The sequence below is a fragment of the Rhizobium mongolense subsp. loessense genome, from assembly GCF_900099775.1.
Taxonomy (GTDB): domain Bacteria; phylum Pseudomonadota; class Alphaproteobacteria; order Rhizobiales; family Rhizobiaceae; genus Rhizobium; species Rhizobium loessense.
Genome location: NZ_FMTM01000012.1, coordinates 96245 through 119339 on the forward strand (window position 1 = coordinate 96245; position 23095 = coordinate 119339).

Consider the following 23095-nt stretch of genomic DNA (forward strand, 5'->3'; position numbering starts at 1 on the left):
TCGATCTATCGCACAACAGGTTCATGCGTGCCGTAAGAGCTCTTGTGAAACCGGTTCTTTCCGACACAGGCCTTCATGTCCTCGCGCCGGAACCAGATGGCGCGCCCGCATCGAAGCGGTGCATTGCCCGACGTGAAGACGATCTGTTCGTCGGCGCGCATGCGCAGAACCTCATGTGGAAGGATCAACGGCCGGCGGCTGAGCTGCTTCGATCGCGATCGCGACGATCCCTTCATTCCGGACGAACGATTGGTCTGGTCGACCTCGACCGTGGTGTCGCCACATCGCTTCGAGATGTAGTCGGCGGTATCAGGATCGTTGATCGCCGAGAAAGAAATCCACGACGCGGATTCGAACCATTTGCTCGTCGCATCACGCCCGCCATAAGCCTCGCGCATCTGGCCGAGCGACTGGAAGATCATCGTCAGCGTGATACCGTATTTGCGGCCCGCGTCGCGGGCGGTCTCGAGGATCCGCAGATAGCCGAGACGGGCCACCTCGTCGAGCAGGAAGAGGGTGCGACCCTTCACATCACCATTGCGGTTATAGATCGCGTTCAGCAGCGAACCAATGACGACGCGCGCGAGGCCCGGATGAGCTTCTAGCACTTTCAGATCAAGTGCGATGAAGATGTCGGTCTCGCCGTTGGCGAGATCGTCGGTTGAGAAACTGTCCCCGGAAACGAGACCGGCATAGTTGGGGTAGGACAGCCAGTGGGTTTCCTTCACCGCATTGGCGTAGACACCAGAAAACGTCTCCGGCGTCATGTTGACGAAGACGGCGACGTTTTCCTTCACAAAGTCGGACTCCGACCCCTCGTAGATTTTCGTCAGGCGTGCCCGAAGCTGTGGCTCGGGTTCGGACAGATTGGCCCGGACACGGCGCAAAGTTTGGTCTTTTTCAGCTGTGTGCCCCGACAGGCAAACGTCGGCGATCAGCGCCGTCAAAAGCTGCATCGCCGAGGCTCTGAAGAAGTCGTCTCGAGCAGACGCCGTGCGCGCATTGTCGGTCATGATCCATGTGGCGATGGCCACGATATCCTCTTCCTTGGTATTGCCATGACGACCGATCCAGTCCAGCGCATTGAAGCCGATACCAGACGCGGTGGGATCGAGTACGATCACTTTCCGGCCCGCCTGGCGCCTGTGTTCACTGACCATGGGCGCAACCTCGCTCGACGGATCAAGCACAACCAGACCGCCTCCCCATTTGAGCGCGGTCGGGATCGTCACCGAGGTCGTCTTGAAACCGCCGGAACCGGCGAAAACGATGCCATGCGACGAGCCGAAGGAACCGTCGAAACAGAGTAGGGGCGCCTTGCCACCGCCGCCCCAGCTTTGTTTGTCATCGGCCCGGAACGGCAGAGCGACAACACTATCGAGATCGACGCGATATCGCTCGCCAATGACGATGCCGCCGTGCTCGGGAAACAGCTTTGCAGCCCCCTGCATCTTCATCCAGTCGGCTTCACCGTGGACCGCGCGCCTGCCGCCGATCCGCTTTGGTCCCGCCATTGCGAAAGCGGCATTCCCCTTGATCGCAACCCTCAAGGCGAAGACGCTTCCGATGAAGCAGACACTAGCGCCGATCATCGTTGCTGGGTCGGCATAGGCGAGAACCGGTTGCTTGGCAGGCACGCCGCTGGCAATACCGGCGAGGCGGATCGTCTCGCGTGTCATGGCGATGATGATAGCAAAAACGCCGCCAGCCAATACGCTCAGACCGGCAGCCTTGATATGCGTCGAACCATTGGCGGCAAAGAGCGCGACGACGCCGATCGCGGCAGCCACCACATAGGGCAGGGCGAGACCAGCCCTTCCCAGCATCAGCTTCGCTTGCGTTGAAGTTCCGAGGGCTGCGAGCCGATGTTCCATGCCTGACGTCAGGATGATCGCCGCGATCATGATCGCGGCCGGCAGGACTGCCAGAAGCAGCCTATTCGCCCTCATTGCCAAAGGCCTCCGCGCCGATTGCCGCCAATCGGGCTTTCTCCATCTCGTCGCCCCTGATCCGCCTGTTGGCATCGATCAGCAGGCCGAGCAGCAGGGAACGCTTCTCGTAGCGGAGTCCTGCCTTGACGATCAGGCCGCCGAGTTCGATTTTTTCGCGCGTGTCCTTTTTGCGCGCCTCTGTCGTCGTTGATTTCGCCATCCGCTCAAGCCTCACCAGACCCGCCCGCATCCGCGCCAGGCGACTGCGCCGTGGACGACCCGCTTGCGGCTCGGCCGTCTCCGGTGTCCTTCTTCCCGGTCGCACTACCTTTGCCTCCGCGAAACCGTTTGGCGGTCTCCTCGAAGGCCGCCTGAAGCTCGGCTTCGTCGATCTCGATCTCCCCGAGGCCGGCCCTCAGCGCGATACGTCCGATGCGTTCGGCTTCACGGGTCTCGGCCTGCTTGAGTTGATCCTGCAATCTGGCGATTTCTTCCCTGATCTTCGATGACGGCTTCTTCATTCCGGTTGCTCCTTTTAAGTCTGGGCGTTGCACTTGCGACGCCCAGATTCTTCCGGATGCGTTGAAAAAGACATCTGCAGATCTGCAGATCGCCAAGGGCGATGCTTTTGTGAATGATCCCGCCGTTCCGAAGGAATGGCTCCAAGGGCGCAATTATACGTCGCGATGCGACGTGTTGCTCTTATGCCAAGCTGGGGCCGTAGCCCCGGCCGCTCCCGACGAACAACGTTCGAACCAGGAGTTCCTTGGCCGTGGCCATCGCACATTTCTCAGCTAGCATCGTCAGCCGCGGCTCCGGCCGCAGTGTCGTGCTGTCTGCGGCCTACCGGCATTGCGCGAAGATGGAGTACGAGCGCGAGGCTCGCACGATCGACTACACTCGCAAGCAGGGCCTGCTGCACGAGGAACTCGTGCTTCCCGCCGACGCCCCGAAATGGGTGCGCTCCCTGACCGCTGATCGTTCTGTCTCCGGAGCGTCGGAAGCCTTCTGGAACAAGGTTGAAGCTTTCGAGAAGCGCGCCGATGCGCAGCTTGCCCGCGATCTCACCATTGCGCTTCCGCTGGAGCTTTCTCCCGAACAGAACATCGCCCTGGTCCGGGATTTTGTCGAGAAACACATCCTCGCCAAGGGCATGGTTGCCGACTGGGTTTATCACGACAATCCAGGGAACCCGCATATCCATCTGATGACCACGCTGCGGCCCCTGACCGAGGATGGGTTCGGGTCGAAGAAGGTTGCGGTGATCGGCGATGACGGCCAGCCGGTCCGCACGAAATCCGGCAAGATCCTCTACGAACTCTGGGCCGGATCGACCGATGACTTCAACGTTCTGCGGGATGGGTGGTTCGAGCGGCTGAACCATCACCTGATGCTGGGCGGTATCGATTTACACATCGATGGCCGTTCCTACGAAAGGCAGGGTATCGATCTCGAACCGACCATCCATCTCGGTGTCGGGGCCAAGGCGATCGAGCGCAAGGCAGAGCAACAGGGTGTCCGGCCGGAGCTCGAACGGGTCGAACTGAACGAGCAGCGACGCACGGAAAACGCCCGCCGCATTTTGAAGAATCCTGCCATCGTGCTCGACCTGATCACGCGGGAAAAGAGCGTGTTCGACGAGCGAGACGTGGCCAAGGTCCTGTATCGCTATGTCGACGATCCTGGGCTCTTCCAGCAATTGATGCTGAAGATCACCCTGAACCCGGATGTGCTGCGGCTGCAACGCAACACCATCGATTTTGCCACGGGCGAGAAGCTGCCGGCGCGTTACTCGACGCGGGTGATGATCCGGCTGGAAGCGACGATGGCACGGCAGGCAACATGGCTATCGAACCGCGGGGGAAGGGGCGTTTCCCCCTCCGCTCTCGATGCCACGTTCCGGCGGCATGAGCGGTTGTCCGACGAGCAGAAAGCGGCAATCGAGCGCATTGCAGCGTCTGTCCGTATCGCCGCCGTCGTCGGCCGTGCAGGCGCCGGCAAGACGACGATGATGAAGGCGGCGCGCGAGGCGTGGGAGCTGGCCGGATATCGCGTCGTCGGCGGTGCGCTTGCCGGCAAGGCAGCTGAGGGTTTGGAGAAGGAAGCCGGGATCCAGAGCCGCACGCTCGCGTCATGGGAGCTGCGCTGGAAGGGCGGCCGTGACGTCCTCGACGACAAGACGATCTTCGTCATGGACGAGGCCGGCATGGTTGCCTCGAAGCAGATGGCGGGGTTCATCGATGCCGTGGTCAAGGCGGGCGCGAAGATCGTGCTGGTCGGCGATCCCGAACAGCTTCAGCCGATCGAGGCAGGGGCTGCTTTCCGCGCCATTGTGGATCGCATTGGTTATGCCGAACTCGAAACCATTTATCGCCAACGCGAGGACTGGATGCGCGAGGCATCGCTCGATCTCGCGCGCGGCAATGTCGAAAAGGCGTTGAGTGCTTATGGTGCCAATGTCAGGATTACGGGCGAGCGTCTGAAGGGCGAGGCTGTCGAGCGCCTGATCGCCGACTGGAACCACGACTACGATCAGACGAAGACAACATTGATCCTCGCTCATCTGCGCCGCGATGTTCGCATACTCAATGTCATGGCCCGCGAAAAGCTGGTCGAACGCGGCATCGTCGGCGAGGGTCATCTGTTCCGGGCAGCCGACGGCGAACGCCGTTTCGATGCCGGCGACCAGATCGTCTTCCTAAAGAACGAGGGATCGCTCGGCGTCAAGAATGGCATGATCGGTCATGTCATAGAGGCCGCAGCAAACCGCATCGTCGCAGCGGTGGGCGAGGGCGATCAGCGCCGACAGGTGATCGTCGAACAGCGGTTCTACAACAATCTCGACCACGGCTACGCCACGACGATTCACAAGAGCCAGGGCGCGACCGTCGATCGCGTGAAGGTGTTGGCTTCGCTCTCCCTCGATAGGCATCTGACCTATGTCGCGATGACCCGCCATCGCGAAGATCTGCAGCTCTACTATGGGACGCGCTCCTTCGCCTACAATGGCGGCCTTGCGGCCGTTCTGTCTCGACAGAACGCCAAGGAGACGACGCTCGATTACGAGCGCGGCCAGCTTTATCGCGAAGCGCTGCGCTTCTCCGAGGCTCGTGGCCTGCACATCGTACAGGTCGCTCGCACACTGGTACGCGACCGGCTCGACTGGACGCTGCGCCAGAAGGCCAAACTTGTCGATCTTGGGCAACGCCTTGCTGCCTTTGCCGCGCGCCTCGGCTTCACCCACTCCCCGAAAACCCAAACGATGAAGGAGGCCGCACCCATGGTCGCAGGCATCAAGATATTCTCCGGCTCGGTTGCCGAGACGGTCGGTGACAAGCTCGGCACAGATCCCGCCCTGAAGCGGCAATGGGAGGAGGTCTCGGCACGTTTTGCTTACGTGTTCGCCGATCCTGAAACCGCCTTCCGGTCGATGAACTTCGATGCTGTCCTGGCAGACAAGGAGATGGCGACGCAGGTCCTCCAAAAGCTTGAGGCGGAGCCGGAGACTATCGGTCCATTGAAGGGCAAGACCGGCATTCTGGCAGGCAAGGCAGAGCGCGAGGCACGTCGCATCGCCGAGGTGAATGTGCCTGCTCTCAAGCGCGATCTAGAGCAATATCTTCACATGCGCGAGACTGCCACGATGCGGCACCAGGCGGACGAGCAGACGCTGCGCCAGCGGGTCTCTATCGACATTCCGGCCCTGTCGCCAGCAGCGCGCGTGGTGCTGGAGCGGGTGCGTGACGCCATCGACCGAAATGATCTGCCGGCGGCGATGGCGTACGCACTCAGCAATCGCGAAACCAAGCTCGAAATCGACGGGTTCAACAAGGCCGTTACCGAGCGGTTCGGGGAACGCACCCTGTTGAGCAACACCGCCCGTGCGCCCAATGGAACGCTGTACGAAAAGCTTTCCGAGGGTATGAAGCCGGAGCAGAAGGAAGAGCTGAAACAAGCCTGGCCGGTCATGCGGACGGCACAGCAACTTGCGGCTCATGAGCGCACCGTACAATCGCTAACACAAGTCGAGGAACAGCGTCTTACCCAGCGCCAGGTGCCGGTGCTGAAGCAATGAGGCAGAGGCGAATTCTCCTGTTTCTGGCGGGCGCCACCGTCGTCATGTCCGTAGTTGCGGCGACCGCGTTCGCGGGGGGCTACCGCCTGAATCTGACCCCCAGCGAGCCGCTTGGACTCTGGCGTATCGAAGAGCTTCAACGTCCGGTCGCCATCGGCGATCTGGTGTTTTTATGCCCGCCGACGACAGCCATGTTCGTAGAAGCATGGCGGCGCGGATATCTGCGGCGAGGGCTTTGCGCCGGCGGGTTCGCCCCGCTGATCAAGACCGTCGCAGCACTTGCCGGACAGCGTGTCGACATCACCGATCGCGTGTTTATCGATGGTCGCCCGCTTCCCGCATCGTCCGTGCGGGGCCGGGACGGCGAGGGCAGGACGCTCACACCTTCCCCCGGCGGGATCATACCGCCGCATCACCTGTTCCTTCATTCACCCTTCGCGAGCTCCTATGATAGTCGATATTTTGGCCCGGTTCCGGATTCCGGTCTGCTCGGCCTGGCGCGGCCGGTCCTCACCTTCGATCCGTGATCGCGGTGACGACCAGAGGAACGACCGCTGGAAACCCATCCTTCTGATCATCGCCTCGATTGCCTGTGGGAGGATCGGCTGGAGCGGCGAGGTGCTTCTTCTTCCGCTCGCCATGTTCTTTCCCTTGCTCTGGTCTAAGGCGTCGTCGCGATCGATCGCGGCACTTGTGGCGGGGGGCTATTTCCTGGCGGCCTCCCGCGGGTTGCCGCAGGGCGTGGCCAACTTCTATAGCGCCGATCTCTGGCCGGGGCTCGTGCTTTGGGTCGTGGCTTCCGCATCCTTCGTCACGGTCCATGCAGTGTTCTGGACGAAACCTCGTGGTGGAGACGCTTCGGGGAAGAGAGGGACGGATGCGGCGAGAGCGCTGCTCTATCTCCTCGCCATGGTGCTGACAGAGCTACCACCATTTGGCATCACGGGCTGGGCGCATCCGTTGACAGTCGCCGGCGTCTTGTTTCCCGGGTGGGGTTGGTCAGGCCTTGGCGCGACCGCGATCCTGCTGGTCGTCATGACCGGTCGAAGATGGCAAATCGCGGTCGCAGTCCTCGGAGGACTTTACGTCTGGTCCGCCACGAACTGGACGCCCCCGAAACTAACACCCGGATGGATGGCCGTCGATCTGAAACGAGGGGAAGACCTTGGGCGCGATGGCTCGCTTAACTATCACCGTGACCTGATCGCGACGGTGCGTCGGACGATTGCTGAGCAGCCGGACGTACATGTTGCGCTGCTGCCCGAAAGTGCGCTCGGCTTCTGGACGCCGACCGTTGCGCGGCTCTGGCGGGAAGGTCTCCGTGGCTCGGACCTCACCGTCATCGCAGGTGCTGCCGTCGTCGATCCCAAAGGCTACGACAATGTGATGGTGGCGATATCGGCCGATAAATCGAACATCCTCTATCGCGAGCGCATGCCGGTTCCAGGCTCCATGTGGCAGCCATGGTTGCGATGGATCGGACAAGACGGTGGGGCACGGGCCGACTTCTTCGGCAATCCGATGGTTGAGGTTGACGGAGCAAGGGTCGCGCCGCTGATTTGCTACGAGCAGCTCATTCTCTGGCCGGTCCTTCAATCGATGCTGCACTCGCCCGAGGTGGTCGTTGCCGTTGGCAACGGCTGGTGGACCGAAAGCACCTCGATCGTTGCCATCCAGAAAGCGAGCGTCTCAGCCTGGGCAAGGCTCTTCGATCTGCCCGTCGTTATGGCATTCAACACATAGGGAGTACCCGGGATGCTCGATGCCGTCCTTATCCACCAATGCGCCGATCCTTCCCTTAAGCCCGCGATCGCTGAGCAGTTCATCGCGAAGGCCGGATCGCAGGATCCGCTGGCTGTCACCGTGCGCTCCGGCAACCGGGTGGTGCTCGTGCCGAAGCCGACAACGCCGGAAGCGGCTCTGGCTCTCATCCGCGACAATCTCGGACGCAACACCGTTCGCGTTGGCATCACCCAGTATCCGGCAGGGGTCGGGATCGTCGAGGCCGGTCAATTGAAGCCGGAAATGGTCGAGCCTTGTGAGAATATCCGCATGGGGACAGCACTGTTTGCCAAGGTGTTTCGCATCGTTCTGAAATGGTATGGCAATCCGACGGCGAAGGAAGTCCTGCCACAGGTCATGGACGATGCGGCCATCGCCTGGCAGACGGGGTATTTCGAAGGTGTGGCGGTGTTCCGGGCGGAGGACCCGGCGCAGGAGAAAATCACTCGCCCCGCTACGACCGATACCGAAGAATCTGAAAATGGCGCTGACCCAAATGAAGATAGCGCCGCGACGGCAACTGCGACCGACACGGTAGCGTCCGATCCAAACAAGGCAGGCATTAGGATCGATCTCTCGGGGATCGGTGCAAGGCCGTGACCAGGGTCTCTCTGCAGATCTGCAAAGCGATTGTTTTTCCAGTGCCCTAGCGAAACAACCACCGTCTCGTTATAAGGACGGACAGGGCGGTACGCGCTGCCCGGGGGTGTGGAAACCCTTACTCGGCGGTTGATGTCGGCCGATACGGCATCAGAATCCTCTGGCCATTGGCCGGTGGGCCTGCGACGTATGTCCAGGTGCTCCGGTGCTAAAGGTCGCAGGACTGTCCGAGTACAGTTTCCAACCCCCGGCTTGGGATCAGAGATTAACGTTTGCGGGGGCGTACCGCAGACAATATCTTGGGGTTGGATCACCAATGGATTTGAAAGATTCAGCAGTGTCGGACACATGTGAACTGCGCCCGGTGATCGGGCTCACGCGCGGACTGCCAGGCTCGGATATCGAGACCTTGACGGTAAATGCCATTCGGCTGCACAGGCAGCTTGTCGAGAGGGCCGATCAGCTGTTCCAGGTGTTGCCGGACGACGTCAAGACCGGAAAGGCTGCAGGAGGCGAGCAGCATCTCGAATATATCGAAGCGATGATCGAGATGCATGCGCAAATGAGCGCGGTGAACACGCTGGTTGTACTTCTGGGTTTCATCCCAATAGTTTCTGTCAACTAAAGTCCGCGGTCAGATTAGCCCGGCCCGGATGGCCAGCGCCACCAGGTGCGGCATCGTATGGATCTTAAAGCGCTTTCTAGCCTCTTCAAGTTTGCTTTTCACCGAATTGTATTTGACGCCTTCGAGAGCGGCAGCTTCTTCCATCGTCTTGCCGACCGAGATCCAGTTGAGGTAGGCGGCCTCTTTCGGGTCGAGCCAGGCCGGATCCTGTGCGTCCGGTGTGAGGGGCAGCATCGACATGCGGGTGTGGAGCTGCCCGACAGCTGCCGCCGCCGCGACAGGATCGATATCGCGTTCGAGGTCAATTGAAGATTTGTCTGAAGCGAGCGTGAACATGGAAGTCGATCCATTGGCCGCTCGAATAGGGACGGTGACGCCGGAGCGGATTCCGAAATCCGCTGCCTGATCGAAGAACGCTTGCTCCTCCTTCGCCAAGCGCCGCCGTTCATCCTCTCCACTCCACGTAAAGACCCGCTTCAGCGACTTCGCTCGGTTTACGATCGGATCGATGGCTTCGAATTTTCGCTTGAAGTATATCGCTCGCCATTCGGGGGGGTAGTTTGATGAGGCTATCGTGTGGCCTGGCCGGATGTACAGATAAGCGTAGCCGGAAAATCCCGCTTGTTGGGCGAGATGGGCAAGAGCATCCTTGAGTACATTCTCGTCGCCCCGAAGCGCAGCGAGGTCGATGAGCTTGTCCAGCCAATGTTGCATATTTTACTCCGTAATTGTCAGGTGGGACAAGTCACGAGGGGCTCCTCACTGAAGGGCATTTAATCTTATATGCAACCCGAGATTGCATAATGCGATTTATGGAACGTCTATGCCTGGGGAAGATTTCGCGTGTAGACCGCGTCCAGCGCCGTCAGAAGGTCTCGCATCCAATCGTGTTGAAGCGAATAAAAGTGTTTTTGCGCGTCACGCCGCGTCGCAATTATCCCGGCCTCCCGCAACTTAGCCAGATGTTGCGACAGTGCAGATTGGCTTATACCGATCTCCGACACCAGCTCTCCGACAAACATCTCGCCTCTCGACGCCAAGAGATAAATCGTTCGCAGCCGAGTCTCATTGGCCAAGTTGGAGAGAAGCTTGGCGCTATTTTTCAATCGCGCTCGGAAATCGTTGTCGATACTCGCATCGACGTTCTTACTCGAATTCAAGTCTGAGATTTCCATATAACCACTCACCCCCAAATCGTTGAGAATCTATAGCCATATGCGGCCGGGCTGCGGTGTCTAATCGGTTAAACGGCACTATTTAGACAGTCCTGCGAAGCGATGGATTCCGTATTCGAACACAATTTCTCGAGCTTGCGACAGCGTGGATTGGCTTATGCTAATCACCCAACAACCATCTCGCCTCTAAAAAAGCTGGCAGATAAAATCGTTCGGAGTGGCGTCTCATTCGCGAGAGCGGAGATAAGCTCAGCGCCGCCTTTTGTGGGCCTCAAAAAATCTTATTGCTGTTTGCACCCGGTTGCAAGACGAACGATGACCTAGGATAAGGCCTGTAAGTGCTGTTACTCGGAACGACGGACCGTTCTGATGCAAATGTAGTGGAAGTCGGCCGGAGTTAGTTGATCCCGCCTATAATGAAGGACCGATAATCCGCCCCGAGGAAACGGTGCTTCACGGCAGCCTGGTATTCGGAACTGTCATAGAAGGCGCGGGCCGCCTCCATGGAGGGAAAGCTGACCATTACTACGCCTTCAGGAGCAGCACCTTCGAGGACATCCTGAGGGCCGTGGACGGCGAGTACGGTTCCTCCAGATTTCCCTAACAGAGGTCTTAACAGTTCGACATATGTCTGCATTTCAGATGCGTCGCGGGTCCGCTCTTGAATGAAAATGGCATAAGCAATCATGCTATAAATCTCCTTTAGAGCTCAAGGCCAAGTCGGGTGCGATGACGACCTTGAGACGTTTCTGTTCGAAGCCCAAGACAATGCCGACAGCGTGCGGATTTGGAGCGACGCCAGCCGTCGTTGGGCGATGAGCGGAAGGCGGATTGGGACTTAGAGCACTATCGCCCTCTTCCGTCATATCCGCCTTCCGCGACGACATCAGGTGGTCCCGACGGCCAGTGAAAGAGCAAGAAGACCGTCCTGGCTGCGGACAGTTCCGCTGCGGCCGCCAATCGCGGTAACTTTGTGCTGTAGAATGTGCTGATCGCACTGATCCTGTCAAAGCATGCTCGACATGCCGAACGCGATGAGCATGTCGTTTTGGATCGGGCTCACGGCCTCGTTCAGTCGTTGGACACCGAAGTCCATGCCTTCTGGCATCACCACTGTCCGCAAAGGACGTCGCTCCGTGGCCTCAACAAGTTGCGCGATCGCGTCGGCCACCCGTTGGGGTCGCGGGGGATTGGCCTCGTCGTGTCCGGCGTTGGCGTTGGACTTGATCTGACCCGGGATTGCCGCGACTTCGCCGTAGGCTGCAAGCACGGAATGATCGGACGGCTCCGGGCTCGACGAGATGAGGTTGCTCGGAAATGGCCCTGGCTCGACGATCACGGAGTCGATTCCGAAGCCCTTTAGTTCATATCGATAGGCTTCGGCAAGCCCCTCAAGCGCGAACTTGCTCGCGGAGTAGGTGCCGAAGAACGGAAAGACCACTCGCCCCATCAGGGATGTCACATGAACGAGCAGCCCGCTGCCGGCGGCTCGCATATGCGGCAGAACGGCGCGGTCGGCCCGCACCGCGCCAAAGAAATTGACCGCAAAGAGCCGTTCGACATCTGCCACAGTGTAGGCTTCCGTGATCCCGACGGGCATCAGACCGGCATTGTTGACGAGAGCGTCGATTTTTCCGTGCTGCTTGATAACTACGTCGATTGTGGAATTGACAGAGGCTTCGTTGGAGACATCCATTTCAAGGACTTGCAACTCATGTCCTTCAGCTTTCACCGCGTCGATAAGTTCCTTTCGGACTGTTGCATTTCTTCCTTCGATGTCACGCATGGTCGCAACCACCGTATGACCCCGCCTCGCGAGTTCCTGCACCGTGAGATTTCCAAAACCACTGCTCGCGCCGGTTACAACAACGACTTTTCCGCTCATCTCGAGACCTTTCTTTGAAATCCAATGGGCGCGAATATCAATAGACAGACCTGTATGTATTTGCAATCCCAAAATTTACAGAATAGTCTGTCTACACGAACGAAGAATTTGGGGTTTGGAAAATGCGATCGCGCAGCGCGCTTGAAATTTTGGATGTGGAGGCACAACCGCTTAACGCCCTCGCCCCGCGAGAACGTATATTAAAGACGGCATCGGACCTGTTTTACCGGTTCAGCATTCACTCTGTCGGGATCGATCGCATCATCGCCGAAAGCGGGGTGGCCAAGATGACGTTCTACAAACACTTTCCGTCGAAGGCCAACCTGATCGCCACCTATTTACGTTACAAAAGTGATATCTGGTTTCAGATGCTCGCAGCCGCGACTGAAAGAACCGGACTATCGCCGCTGGAGCGCATCCTCGCTATTTTTGACGCGCTAGACGAACCATTCCGTTCGCCCTCTTTCCGTGGTTGTCCGTTCGTGAAAGGGCTGGCCGAATTCGGACCGGAGGCTAACTCCCCTGACGTACAGGCGACCATAGCCTTCTATTTTAAGGGCTTGCATGAATTTGTTGCCTCACTCATCGAGCCCCTGGCACTGAGAGACCCCGAAAAAGCCGTGATCCAGATCCTGTCGCTCATCCAGGGCTCGATTGTGATGGCACAATCGACGCCCGCTCCTGGACTTGTTAAGACAATTCGCGATGCAGCCAAAGTGTTACTCGAGGATGCGTTGATCTCGTCGTCTGAAACCTGAAGTTCGTGAGGTGGCGGGGACGGCCCCGCCACAAGCGCAGATCTGAGCTAGTGCTATCGATTTCAATCACCTCTTCTCCGGGAACGTAGAGACGGTTCCGAATCTGCAACGCCATCGCCGTATCGTTTCTTAAGATACGATAGTCCCCGAACCGTTAAGCTGCAGACAGCGTGACATCGCCACTTCGTCTCATGTTATCGATTCCAGCGGGGCGCTCGACGCGGCGAGCCCATTGTCCGCATTTTTTAAAAGCGCCCGTCCGTCTGTAAGTGTGGGCCCGCGTCAAACCATTGTTGCCGACACTCAGAGTCATTGACGCGATGCGTCGAGGAACAAGGCATGACAACGTCGACATTTCCCGTTGACAACGTTGTCAGGCGGAGATTATGTTCGCGCCGAGATGGAAGCCTTAATGCGAATGCAACGAGCCGAATGGGAGAAATCGAGGACAAAAAAGCTTTTTGCCAGCACTCGCGCTTCCATTGATGGTCGCGTGAGCCAACGCTGAAACCATCGATATTTTCCTGGAAGGGGGCGGCGCCCACGTTCCCGCCCGGAGCAACTTTCGCCTCCGTGATTTGGCCCCGCGCCTCGATAGGCGCGGAAAATTGAACTTCTTCGATCCGCAAACCCGAAGCTATTGGTAGGCAATTAATGGAGCGACCGCACATGACCAGCCCGCATTCATCGACCTACGATGTAACGAAGTTTCATGGCTCGGTGCCTGCCTCGCAGGACATTGGGAAAGTCATCAACGAGATCATCGCGGACATCAAGGCTCATCAGACCAGCCAGACCGCGAAACCCGGTGGTGACATTCTCATACCGGTTGGTGACTATGATCTGCTGACTCAGGTCGTTATCGACATTTCCTACTTGACGATCCGAGGCGAAGGCCATGGGTTCACCTCACTCAGCATTCGCGACAACACGCCCGATACTTCCAACTGGCGGGAAACCGTGGCCGGCGGTAGTCATGTCAAGGTCAAGTTGGCCGGCACTCCGGCGATCGTTACGCGCCGCAACGGTGTTCAACCGCGTCTCGCCAGTCTCGAATTCCGCGACTTCTGCATGGACGGACTGCATTTCAGCGGCGACGGCAACAGCTATATCAACGGCAAGACCGGCATTTACGTGGAGGGCGATTGCGATTCCTTCGTCGTGCGAGGCATGGGCTTTGTGTACCTTGAGCGAGCACTCGCGATGGAGGGCGCAGATGCTACGACGGTAGATGGAAACTTTATCGCGGAGTGCGGCAGTTGCGTGGAATTACTTGAGGCCTCTCAATCCTGCAAGGTGACGAATAATCTGGTCGGTGCCGGCTACAACGGCAAATCCATCGCGGCGACCGGCGCCGATGGGCTGCTGATCGCGGCGAACAATGTTTTTCCGCGCGGCGGCAGTCTGATCGAACTGACCAACAGCGCACGATGCAGTGTCACCGCAAACCGCTTTGCCGGCTTCTATCCCGGCTTAATCAGGCTCATCGGAACGAATGAAACGCTTGTCGCTGCCAACTTGATCCGCAGGCAGAACGAAACCTATCCTCCATTTCAGGGATACAACAACAGACTCCCGGAAACATACGGAATCCTTCGCATCGAGGGCGACAACAACAAGATCTCAAACAACCACTTTCTGGTCGATCCTCAGGGCTACACCTCGGATGATGGGCCGATTGTCGTCATCAATGCGGAGTCCGGCGTCTTTAATTGGATCAGCGACAACGCCTTCGTTCTCGCGGCGATTCCCGATCTCCAATACATCGCCGTCCGTCTCGGTGCCGCTCTGACGCAGAGCAAGGTAATCTACAGCGGCTCCAGTGCGCAAATCTCCGATCTCGGAACTTTGAATGCCATCGTTCCCAACCCCTGAACCGTTACCTTGCCCCTGGCAAGGCGCGCCTAGGTTTTGCGACCGCAATATCTGACGCCGGCGAGCGAACCGTCGCTCGCCGGCTGCATGGCAAGATCGTCCTGACCGAACGGACTCGCAGCGATACAGTGATCGATGTGGCGCTGGAGATCAGACACCGCCCCGATCTCGGTGGAGTTAGCCGCTCGGCATCGAAACGTCCACCAAGCTAAACATGGTATCTGGTGTAATAACCAGATCAGCTCGTGATTCTCTTTGTCAATGTCACCGATTTCCCGTCTAGGTGACGGCCCTTGCGGATCGGCTCTATTTCAGGTGTCCGTTGGGCCCGAGCTCATAGCTCCAGGGCGGGTTCGCTCCGGCCCGAGAGACCGTCACGGCTGCTGCCTGGGCACCCAGCGTCAAGGCGTCGCGGACGGCGTCTTCGCTCAGGCGCGCGACGTGCGCCTTGGTCAGCAAGTTGTTGATCTTCAGAGAAGCAAGAACGCCCGCGTCGAACGTGTCGCCCGCGCCAACGGTGTCAACCACCGTCACCTTCTCACCCGGAACGAATACCTTGCCGTGCGACGTATAGCCATCGGCGCCTTCTGCTCCCTTGGTGATGACGACGAGCTTGGGTCCGCGCTGCAGCCATCTGCCGACCAGTTCGTCGTGGCTTCCCTCTTCGTCGAACCACTTAAGATCCTCATCAGAGAGCTTGAGTATATCCGACATTGCCACCATGCGCAGCATGCGTGCCTTGTGGGCCTCCGCATCCTTGATGAAACCGGGGCGGATATTGGGATCGAAGGAGATGACACGCTTTTGGTGTTCTCGCGTCATCAGGGCTTCATAGGTCGAGCCGCACGGCTCCGGGATTAGACTGATAGCGCCGAAGTGCAGCGCCTCGCAGGAATCGCCGAGCGTCGGTAGGTCAGCTTCCGTGATCATGCGGCCGGCGGTGTTCTCGTCGAAAAAGGCGTAGGTGGCAGAGCCGTTGGTGAGCTTGACGAATGCCAGCGTCGTGTGAAGATCCGAGGTCGCGCTGGGGCCGAAATCGACATTGCCGGATTTCAGCGTGGCGCGCAAGATATCGCCGAACATGTCGCTCGACAGGCCGGTGAATAGCCCCGTGGCAATGCCGAGTCGACCGAGCGCGATGGCGGTGTTGAAGATCGCGCCGCCGGGATAGGGTGCGAATGCCATCTCTCCGACCGCTGTCTCGCGCGGTAGCATATCGATCAGCGCTTCTCCGCAGCAGATGATCATACCGGTATCCTTCGATGAATGTTTGCGGTAAGTGATTTTGCACATGAGGCAAGAAACACCGTTCACCCATTGCTGAAGACGGTTTTTCGATGCGTTACGGCGGATCGCACGCTCGTTTGTTTCCTTGCTAGTTCAATTAGGCAACAACGCCACAGGTTGAACCGATGCCACACCCATACGCGCGAATAGACAAGCCGCATCCATTTTTATTGTGTTCGACAGACGGAAGCGCGCTCGACCAATTTACAGGGAACGACACGGCTGCTGGGACGAATCATGGCGTCGGAGAGCAAGCCATTCAACCACTTCGCTCCTTCGAAGCCGAGATCATAATAAGGTAATGCCGCGGTGGTCAACTCCGGCTTGAGTGCCATGGATACCGTGCGAAAATCGTCAAACCCGACGATGCTGAGGTCCTGCGGAATGCGCAGACCCAGTGTCAAGGCTGCAATATAGATCTGGATCGCCATCTCATCGTTGCCGCTCATGATTGCGGTGGGGCGGTCTTTTTGCTGGAGCAACTCTGTTGCCGCCTCAAAAACATAGTTCTTCTCAGCACCAACCGGCCCTTCCATACCGAGACGGATGGACAGGTCACTCTCCGAAACGCCGAATTCCCACGTGGTCTGGCGGAATGCGTCAAGGCGCATTTCGGCCCCCAACAAAATCGGGTTGAGCCGTATGTAGCCGATCCTTCGATGGCCCTTTTCAAGCAGATAGCGCGTAAGATCCTGCGCACCCTGGTAGTCATCAGGTTCGATCGAGGGAAACAATTCGTTCGTTTGAGGCCTGCAATTGATCATCACCGTGGGGATGCCGACATTCCCGGTTTCTGGGTCCACGATGCGATGATACATCGTGACGTAAAGAACGCCGTCAATCCGATGGGATTGAAACGTTTTCCAGATTTCCGCTTCCCGTTCGGAAACGCCGCCGGTGTTTGCCATCAGGATGGTTTTCCCGTTGGCATTTGCCCAATCCTGGATGCCGCGAACGATATCCACCGAGTAAGGCGTCGTCGACACATAGTCGGTGATGATGCCAAATGTGTTGGACCGGCTCGAACGGATCTGGCGCGCCGCCATATTTGGCACGTATCCGAGGTCTCGAATGGCCTTTTCCACCCTCTCCCTGGTTTCCTCCGTCACATACGGTTCGCCATTAATGACGCGAGAAACAGTTTTGTTCGAAACCCCAGCCACTTTCGCGACACTGACTATACTGACCATGCCCACCAATCTCCTTATGATATTTGTTGTAAACCAGACGCATGACAACGTCGACATGTTTTTATGACAACGTCGACATTGGACGTTGACAACGTCGTCATACGGGGATTATGTTCACCGCAAGAAGGAGGGCTCAATGCCAGTGCGGCGAGCCGAAGGGAGGAATCGATGAAAAAATTGCTCTGCGCCAGCGCACTTTCGCTGGTTTTCATGGTCGCGACTGCCAATGCCGAAACCATCAACATCCTGGTGGAGGGCGGCGGCGAGATGCTGCAGAAGAGCGTCGCCGAAAAGTTTACCGCTGAGACCGGCATCAAGGTGAAATTCACCGTCGTTCCCTACCAGGGTGTCTTCGATAAATTTTCTGCCGAAATCGCCTCAGGCTCTTCCGCGTTCGACGTCGTGACGATCGACGTCGTATGGAATGCGAAGTTCGCGGGCCATGTCGAGGACCTCTCGGCACTTTTCACCGATGCCGTTCGCGCGGATTTAGCACCTGCCTTGCTTGCGGACGCAAAGGTCGGCGACAAATTGATTGGCATGCCTGCCTGGGCCAATGCCGAGATCGTGTTCTATCGCAAGGACCTGTTTGACAAGGTGGAGGAAAAGGAAGCTTTCCAGGCAAAGTATGGCTATCCCCTCGCGCCCCCCAAGACCTGGCAGCAATGGCGCGATATCGCAAAATTCTTCACCCGCGATACCGACGGTGACGGCAAGATCGACTTCTGGGGGACTGACACCATCGGCACCTTCTCAGAGGAATGGATGGCGCATGTGCTGCAGGCGGGTTCCCCAGGCGTAATCCTCGACAAGGATGGGCAGGTTATCATTGACAACGATGCGCACAAGAAAGCGCTCGAGTTCTATATTGCGCCGCACTGTACCGACCATTCCGTCCCGGAAAACGTCAATGAGATCGGCTGGGGCGAGGCCCAGAACCTGTTCTACCAAGGCAAAACGGCGATGATGAAGTTCTGGGCGCATGCCTACAAGATGACGCCTCCGGATTCAAAGGTCAGCGGCAAGGTCGGCGTAGTGCCGATGCTGGCCGGTGACGCCGGGATCGCCGCTGTTCCCGGGCCTTGGTACAACGTCGTCCCCTCGGCGTCCCAACACAAGGACGCCGCGAAAAAGTTCATCGCTTACGCGATCGCAAACAACGCCTTGGGCATCGAGGCCCCGCTCGGCCTCGCCGCGACGAATTCAGCCTATCGCAGCTATGCCGGCAAACAGGGTTACGAGCACTTCCCCCCGCTTCTTGAGACGCTGAGTGCTCCTGCGACCCAAGGTCGGCCGCTAAACGAAAAATATCAGGAAATCGTGGATGAAGCTGTGCTGCCGGCGCTCCAGCAGGCGCTCACTTGCAAGGCCGATATCGGGCAAGTGCTGACCGAAGCCAAGGAAACGATCGAGGACATTCTCAACTAGCCTCGTCCATTCCTCAACATTTCGGGGGTGAATTTCACCCCCTTAGCTTTCGGAGACGGAGATGTCGGGTGAAGACCGATTTGTACTCTACATGCTCGCGCCTGCACTCGCCATCCTCGGCGTGCTGGTCGCTTACCCGGTCGGGCTCCTGGTATTCGACTCCTTTTTCAAGGTCGATACAATCACGCCTCATATACGCGAATGGGTTGGACTTAAGAACTATGTCGACGCGTTGACGTCGAAACGGGTCGCGGAGAGCGCTCTGCGGACACTTCAGTATTCGGTCTTCGCCCTGTTCTTCGAGTTCACCTTCGGTTTTGGTGCCGCGCTGCTGTTTTCAGGCATGACGGGGGAGTCGCGGTGGCACCGTACGATCTTCGCTCTACCGTTGATGGTCCCGCCCATTGTCGCGGGCCTGCTGTGGCGGTTTCTTCTGGTCGGCAATATCGGCATTTTGAACTACGGGCTGACTAGCCTGGGGTTGATCGATGATCCCGGTCAGATCGCCTGGCTGTCGAACGAGGACATCGTCATATACGCGGTCTCGTTCGCCGACATCTGGCTGACGACGTCCTTCGTCGCGCTTGTCTCTTATGCGGGCCTGACGAATATCCCGAAAGACCTGCTGGAAGCGGCTCGCATCGACGGGGCGAACGCACTCAAGCGGTTCTGGCACGTCACCGTGCCGCTGATGCGTCCGGTGATCGCTGTCGTCGTGATCGTTCGTGGCGTTGATGCAGCCAAGACGTTCGACCTGATCTGGATACAAACGCAGGGTGGGCCCCGCCACGCTTCGGAAGTGTTCTCCATGAACATCTACCAGCGCATGGTACGTTTCGGCGATCTCGGCGAGGCTTCAGCATCTGGAACGTTGTTTCTCATCGTCATGATGCTTCTGGCGGCGGTCGCCTATTGGAAGATCTGGAGACCCGTCCATGCTTAGAAGTCACCGCCTGAATATGAGCGGCGTCGTGATCAACGCAGCTGCCCTCGTGCTCGTTCTCTCCTACGCGATACCCTACATTTATTTGCTCATGACTTCTATCAAGCCAGCGGCCGATGTCCAGCAGATCCCGCCAAGCTTCTTTCCAGCGGTTGTATCGTTCGAGAATTTTCGGGAGGTCCTGCAATCCTCCACATTACCGAAAGCCTTCGTCAATTCCCTCACCGTAGCGGTGCTGACGACTGCTCTATCGCTATTGGTGGCGGTGCCTGCCGCATATGTCGCGACCCAGTACCGGCGCCGGATCACGACGCTTTTCCTGCTCTTTGCCCTGGTCACCCGCATGGTGCCGTCGGTGTCGCTCGGTGTGCCGCTGTTCCAGCTTTTGAAGTCGCTGGGTCTGCTCGACACGATTCCTGGCTTGGTTCTCGCTCACACGTCGGCCGCCGTACCGCTGGCACTCCTCCTCATGTCGGCCTTCTTCGAGGGTGTGCCGAAGGAGCTCGAAGAGGCGGCGCGCATGGACGGCTGCACACGCTTCCAGGCGTTTCGAAAGATTATCCTGCCGGTGATGACAGGGGGGATAGCGGTCACCGCGCTCTTTACCTTTATCACAAGCTGGAACGAGTTCCTCTACGCACTGCTGTTGACGTCGGAGGCCACCAAGACAGCTCCGATCGTCATCGCCGAATACAATTCGGTCTATGGGCTTGCCTGGGGGGCGATGACAGCTGCAGCCGTCCTCTACTCGCTGCCCGTCATCATCGTAACACTCGCACTACAAAAACAGATCGTCGGCGGCCTGACTTTCGGCGCTGTAAAAGGATGAGGGAGGCAAAGGCATGGCCGGTATAGAGCTGCGCAATATCAACAAGGTTTATGGAAACAGCTTTCATGCCTTGCATGATCTGAGCTTCGATATCAGGGATGGCGAATTCATGGTTTTCGTGGGTCCGTCGGGATGTGGAAAGTCGACGGCGCTGAGGACGATCGCCGGCCTGGAGAGCATTACGAGCGGTGAACTCAGGATCGGTGACAGGTTAGTCAACGATGTGGACCCCAAGGACCGCGACATCGCCATGGTCTTCCAGTCCTATGCACTCTACCCGCACAAGACTGTGCGGGAGAACATTGCTTTTCCCTTGCTGATGGCGGGTCTGCCGAAGACCGAGATTGCCAGTCGCGTGGAAGAAGCGGCAGGCATCCTTGAACTAACAAGTCTGCTTGACCGCAAGCCCGCACTTCTTTCCGGGGGTCAGCGTCAGCGTGTCGCAATGGGGCGAGCGATCGTTCGCAAACCGGCGGCTTTCTTGATGGATGAACCGCTGTCGAACCTCGATGCCAAGCTGCGCGTGCAGATGCGCGCCGAGATCGCCAGTCTCCAAAGAAAACTGAATGTCACGACGATCTACGTGACCCACGACCAGGTCGAGGCGATGACAATGGGCGACCGCGTCGCTGTCATGAAAGGCGGCGTCTTGCAGCAGGTCGATACACCACAGAACCTGTACAATCGTCCTGACAATATTTTTGTCGCCGCCTTTATCGGATCGCCCTCAATGAACTTGTATGAGGCCGTTCTGAATGGGAGGACGCTGACACTGGGTAGCAGCAGTTTCAAAATCCCTGATCGGGTTTTCGAAGACCGCCCCTCGCTCCACGGCGCGTCCAACCGTCAGGTCATTGTCGGTATCCGGCCGGAGCATATGAACGATGCCGCAACCCGGCCCTCTTCGGCCGAGATCTCGGCCCCGGTCGCCCTTGTCGAGGCGCTCGGTTCCGAATCCATGGTGCATCTGAATATCGACGCGCCCTGGGTGGATGCCGGCGACCCTGACGCCAGCGCCGATATCGGAGTCGAAAGAGCTGCTGTGGCCCGTTTTTCGCCGAAGAGCACGGTGCGCTCAGGTGATATGGCGCGCATCGCTGTCGATGCCGAAGAACTTCACTTCTTTGAACCGGCAACCCGCACCAGCATCTGGTGATGGTTCGGCCACGAGCAGACTCAACGGGAGAGCCGGTTAAACGCATTTTCCACGCGGTTTGCGAGAACAGGCCAATCGAGAACATCAGTCTACTCTCGCTGCGGAGTAAGCAATGTCCAAGGAGACATTAACAATGGTTAGCGAAAACCGGTACGATGTAACAACATATCCCGCAGGGAACCCTCATGAGGATATCGGCGCGGTCATCAACAGCATCATTGCCGATATCAAAAGCAGACAGCAGGTTAGCGATCTGAATGATGGCGGAAAGCCCGGCGCAGTTATCTATATACCTCCAGGCGATTATCGGCTGGTCACTCAGGTTGTTATCGACGTCAGCTATCTGAAAATTGTGGGTTCTGGCCACGGATTTACGTCCTCGAGCATCCGGTTCAACACCCCCAAAAACGAGCTGGCACACTGGCGCGAAGTATGGCCCGGCGGTAGCCGCATTCTTGTGGACATTTCTCCTGAGACCGCTGGCGGTGAGGCCGCTGGAGCTGCGTTCTATGTCAAGCGCCCCGGAAATCCTCGCATAAGCTCCGTGGAGTTCGCCGATTTTTGCATCGACGGCCTACACTTCATTGACGATGGTTCGGGGCAAAATGATGCGGAAAATACATACAGGAATGGCAAGACTGGGATCTATGTAGGTAGCGCCAATGACTCATTCCGAATAACGGGGATGGGTCTTATCTATCTGGAGCATGGCGTTACTGTTCATGATGCAGATGCGCTGGCAATAGATAACAATTTTATTGCAGAGTGCGGCAACTGTATCGAATTGAAGGGCATGGGCCAGGCCTCTAGAATAGCCAATAACTTTGTCGGAGCCGGATATCAGGGATATTCTGTTTACGCAGAAAATTATGGGGGCATTCTGGTGGCCTCAAACAACGTATTCCCACGAGGATCCAGTAGCGTCCATTTTTCTGGCGTAGTGCGTTCCTCGATTACGGGCAACAGATTCCATTCCTTTTACCCAGGGATGCTGGTCTTTACTGATAACTGCTGCGAGAATCTTGTGTCCTCAAATCACTTCTTGCGAGATCGCGAGCCGTGGGCGCCCATGCAGAAGTACGATAACGGCCTCGATGACCTGTTCGGACTTTTGCACATCGCTGGCAGCAACAATTCGGTCATCGCCAATCACATTTCAGAAACGATCGACACTCAATATCTCAAGCCTCTCGGAGTAAAGCCGGTGATCATTAATGTGGTTTCCGGGAGTGGCAACTACATAGCCAATAATCACATTGTGGCCACAACCGAAATCTCGCAAATCAGTGATGCACCGAACAGCGCCTGTTTTTCCACGCAGGTGGGAGCGTTGCTTTCAACAAACAATTTGGAGACGCTCGAAGTAACGGCAGTGCTGGTCCAAAAGGGGTCGGTACGGAACACGATCCTGGATTCGGGCAATGACGAACAGGTTGAAATTGACACAACGATGAATGCATTCCGGGGCACTCCAGTTCCCCACGCAATAGTCGGCAAAGTTTCAATTTAGATCGACCTTCGCAATACAGTCTGAGAATTCAACGACTATTCGGAGT

21 protein-coding genes are annotated in these 23095 nt (G+C 57.8%); 12 read left to right on the top strand and 9 right to left on the bottom strand.

Annotation, left to right across the window (positions count from 1 at the left end):
- Positions 1 to 5: 5 nt before the first annotated feature.
- From traG to traC, 3 genes are read right to left on the bottom strand one after another with little or no spacing between them, the layout of a single operon-like run.
- Entirely contained in the window at positions 6 to 1949 is a 1944-nt protein-coding gene (gene traG, locus BLP23_RS27685; RefSeq protein ID WP_092587939.1) for a Ti-type conjugative transfer system protein TraG, read from the bottom strand.
- Positions 1936 to 2151 carry a type IV conjugative transfer system coupling protein TraD gene (gene traD, locus BLP23_RS27690; RefSeq protein WP_167364005.1) on the bottom strand — a complete coding sequence of 72 codons (216 nt, stop codon included), beginning with the start codon at positions 2149 to 2151 and terminating at the stop codon, positions 1936 to 1938. The genes traG and traD overlap by 14 nt, the downstream gene beginning before the upstream one ends.
- A 4-nt stretch (positions 2152 to 2155) precedes the next feature.
- Positions 2156 to 2452, bottom strand: coding sequence for a conjugal transfer protein TraC (traC, locus tag BLP23_RS27695; RefSeq protein WP_092587941.1), 297 nt, complete (start codon positions 2450 to 2452; stop codon positions 2156 to 2158).
- Between the two features lie 251 nt (positions 2453 to 2703).
- Between traC and traA the strand changes: the two genes are divergently transcribed.
- From traA to BLP23_RS27720, 5 genes are all read left to right on the top strand, one after another.
- Positions 2704 to 6006 (top strand): Ti-type conjugative transfer relaxase TraA, encoded by a 3303-nt coding sequence (gene traA, locus BLP23_RS27700; protein ID WP_092587992.1) that lies wholly within the window; start codon positions 2704 to 2706, stop codon positions 6004 to 6006.
- Positions 6003 to 6533, top strand: coding sequence for a conjugative transfer signal peptidase TraF (traF, locus tag BLP23_RS27705; RefSeq protein WP_092587942.1), 531 nt, complete (start codon positions 6003 to 6005; stop codon positions 6531 to 6533). The genes traA and traF overlap by 4 nt, the downstream gene beginning before the upstream one ends.
- A complete protein-coding gene (locus tag BLP23_RS27710; protein WP_092587943.1) occupies positions 6454 to 7749 on the top strand; it encodes a conjugal transfer protein TraB in 1296 nt (431 codons plus the stop codon). Before traF ends, BLP23_RS27710 begins: the two co-directional genes overlap by 80 nt.
- 12 nt (positions 7750 to 7761) lie before the next feature.
- The gene (locus tag BLP23_RS27715) at positions 7762 to 8388 is read left to right on the top strand and encodes a TraH family protein (protein ID WP_092587944.1); all 627 of its coding nucleotides are present in this window, start codon (positions 7762 to 7764) and stop codon (positions 8386 to 8388) included.
- Between the two features lie 316 nt (positions 8389 to 8704).
- On the top strand, positions 8705 to 9013 hold the full coding sequence (locus BLP23_RS27720) for a transcriptional repressor TraM (protein ID WP_092587945.1): 309 nt from the start codon (positions 8705 to 8707) through the stop codon (positions 9011 to 9013).
- 9 nt (positions 9014 to 9022) lie between these two features.
- On the opposite strand, the gene traR is transcribed toward BLP23_RS27720, so the two are convergent.
- The 4 genes from traR to BLP23_RS27740 all read right to left on the bottom strand — a co-directional run bounded on the left by traR (position 9023) and on the right by BLP23_RS27740 (position 12073).
- Complete coding sequence (gene traR, locus BLP23_RS27725) at positions 9023 to 9727, bottom strand: autoinducer-binding transcriptional regulator TraR (protein ID WP_092587946.1); 705 nt, start codon at positions 9725 to 9727, stop codon at positions 9023 to 9025.
- Positions 9728 to 9834: 107 nt separating this feature from the next.
- Positions 9835 to 10188: an ArsR/SmtB family transcription factor gene (locus BLP23_RS27730; protein ID WP_092587947.1), complete on the bottom strand. Its 354-nt coding sequence runs from the start codon at positions 10186 to 10188 to the stop codon at positions 9835 to 9837.
- A 397-nt stretch (positions 10189 to 10585) separates the two neighbouring features.
- A complete protein-coding gene (locus BLP23_RS27735; protein WP_092587948.1) occupies positions 10586 to 10876 on the bottom strand; it encodes a DUF1330 domain-containing protein in 291 nt (96 codons plus the stop codon).
- A gap of 318 nt (positions 10877 to 11194) precedes the next feature.
- Entirely contained in the window at positions 11195 to 12073 is an 879-nt protein-coding gene (locus BLP23_RS27740) for an SDR family oxidoreductase (protein ID WP_092587949.1), read from the bottom strand.
- A 122-nt stretch (positions 12074 to 12195) separates the two neighbouring features.
- Here BLP23_RS27740 and BLP23_RS27745 point away from each other — a divergent pair, with 122 nt between their 5' ends.
- The gene (locus BLP23_RS27745) at positions 12196 to 12831 is read left to right on the top strand and encodes a TetR/AcrR family transcriptional regulator (RefSeq protein ID WP_092587950.1); all 636 of its coding nucleotides are present in this window, start codon (positions 12196 to 12198) and stop codon (positions 12829 to 12831) included.
- Between the two features lie 669 nt (positions 12832 to 13500).
- Positions 13501 to 14706, top strand: coding sequence for a NosD domain-containing protein (locus tag BLP23_RS27750; protein WP_092587951.1), 1206 nt, complete (start codon positions 13501 to 13503; stop codon positions 14704 to 14706).
- A 306-nt stretch (positions 14707 to 15012) separates the two neighbouring features.
- Here the strand turns inward: BLP23_RS27750 and BLP23_RS27755 are convergent, their stop codons facing one another.
- A complete protein-coding gene (locus BLP23_RS27755) occupies positions 15013 to 15954 on the bottom strand; it encodes a carbohydrate kinase family protein (protein ID WP_092587952.1) in 942 nt (313 codons plus the stop codon).
- A gap of 206 nt (positions 15955 to 16160) precedes the next feature.
- Positions 16161 to 17183 carry a LacI family DNA-binding transcriptional regulator gene (locus BLP23_RS27760; protein WP_092587953.1) on the bottom strand — a complete coding sequence of 341 codons (1023 nt, stop codon included), beginning with the start codon at positions 17181 to 17183 and terminating at the stop codon, positions 16161 to 16163.
- Between the two features lie 168 nt (positions 17184 to 17351).
- On the opposite strand from BLP23_RS27760, the gene BLP23_RS27765 reads away from it, so the two are divergent.
- The 5 genes from BLP23_RS27765 to BLP23_RS27785 all read left to right on the top strand — a co-directional run bounded on the left by BLP23_RS27765 (position 17352) and on the right by BLP23_RS27785 (position 23049).
- Entirely contained in the window at positions 17352 to 18611 is a 1260-nt protein-coding gene (locus BLP23_RS27765; protein WP_092587954.1) for an ABC transporter substrate-binding protein, read from the top strand.
- A gap of 61 nt (positions 18612 to 18672) precedes the next feature.
- Positions 18673 to 19554, top strand: a complete 882-nt coding sequence (locus BLP23_RS27770) for a carbohydrate ABC transporter permease (RefSeq protein WP_092587955.1) — start codon at positions 18673 to 18675, stop codon at positions 19552 to 19554.
- Complete coding sequence (locus BLP23_RS27775; RefSeq protein ID WP_092587956.1) at positions 19547 to 20383, top strand: carbohydrate ABC transporter permease; 837 nt, start codon at positions 19547 to 19549, stop codon at positions 20381 to 20383. Before BLP23_RS27770 ends, BLP23_RS27775 begins: the two co-directional genes overlap by 8 nt.
- 13 nt (positions 20384 to 20396) lie before the next feature.
- Entirely contained in the window at positions 20397 to 21539 is a 1143-nt protein-coding gene (locus tag BLP23_RS27780) for an ABC transporter ATP-binding protein (protein ID WP_092587957.1), read from the top strand.
- A gap of 133 nt (positions 21540 to 21672) precedes the next feature.
- Positions 21673 to 23049, top strand: a complete 1377-nt coding sequence (locus BLP23_RS27785) for a NosD domain-containing protein (RefSeq protein ID WP_092587993.1) — start codon at positions 21673 to 21675, stop codon at positions 23047 to 23049.
- The last annotated feature ends 46 nt before the right edge of the window (positions 23050 to 23095 follow it).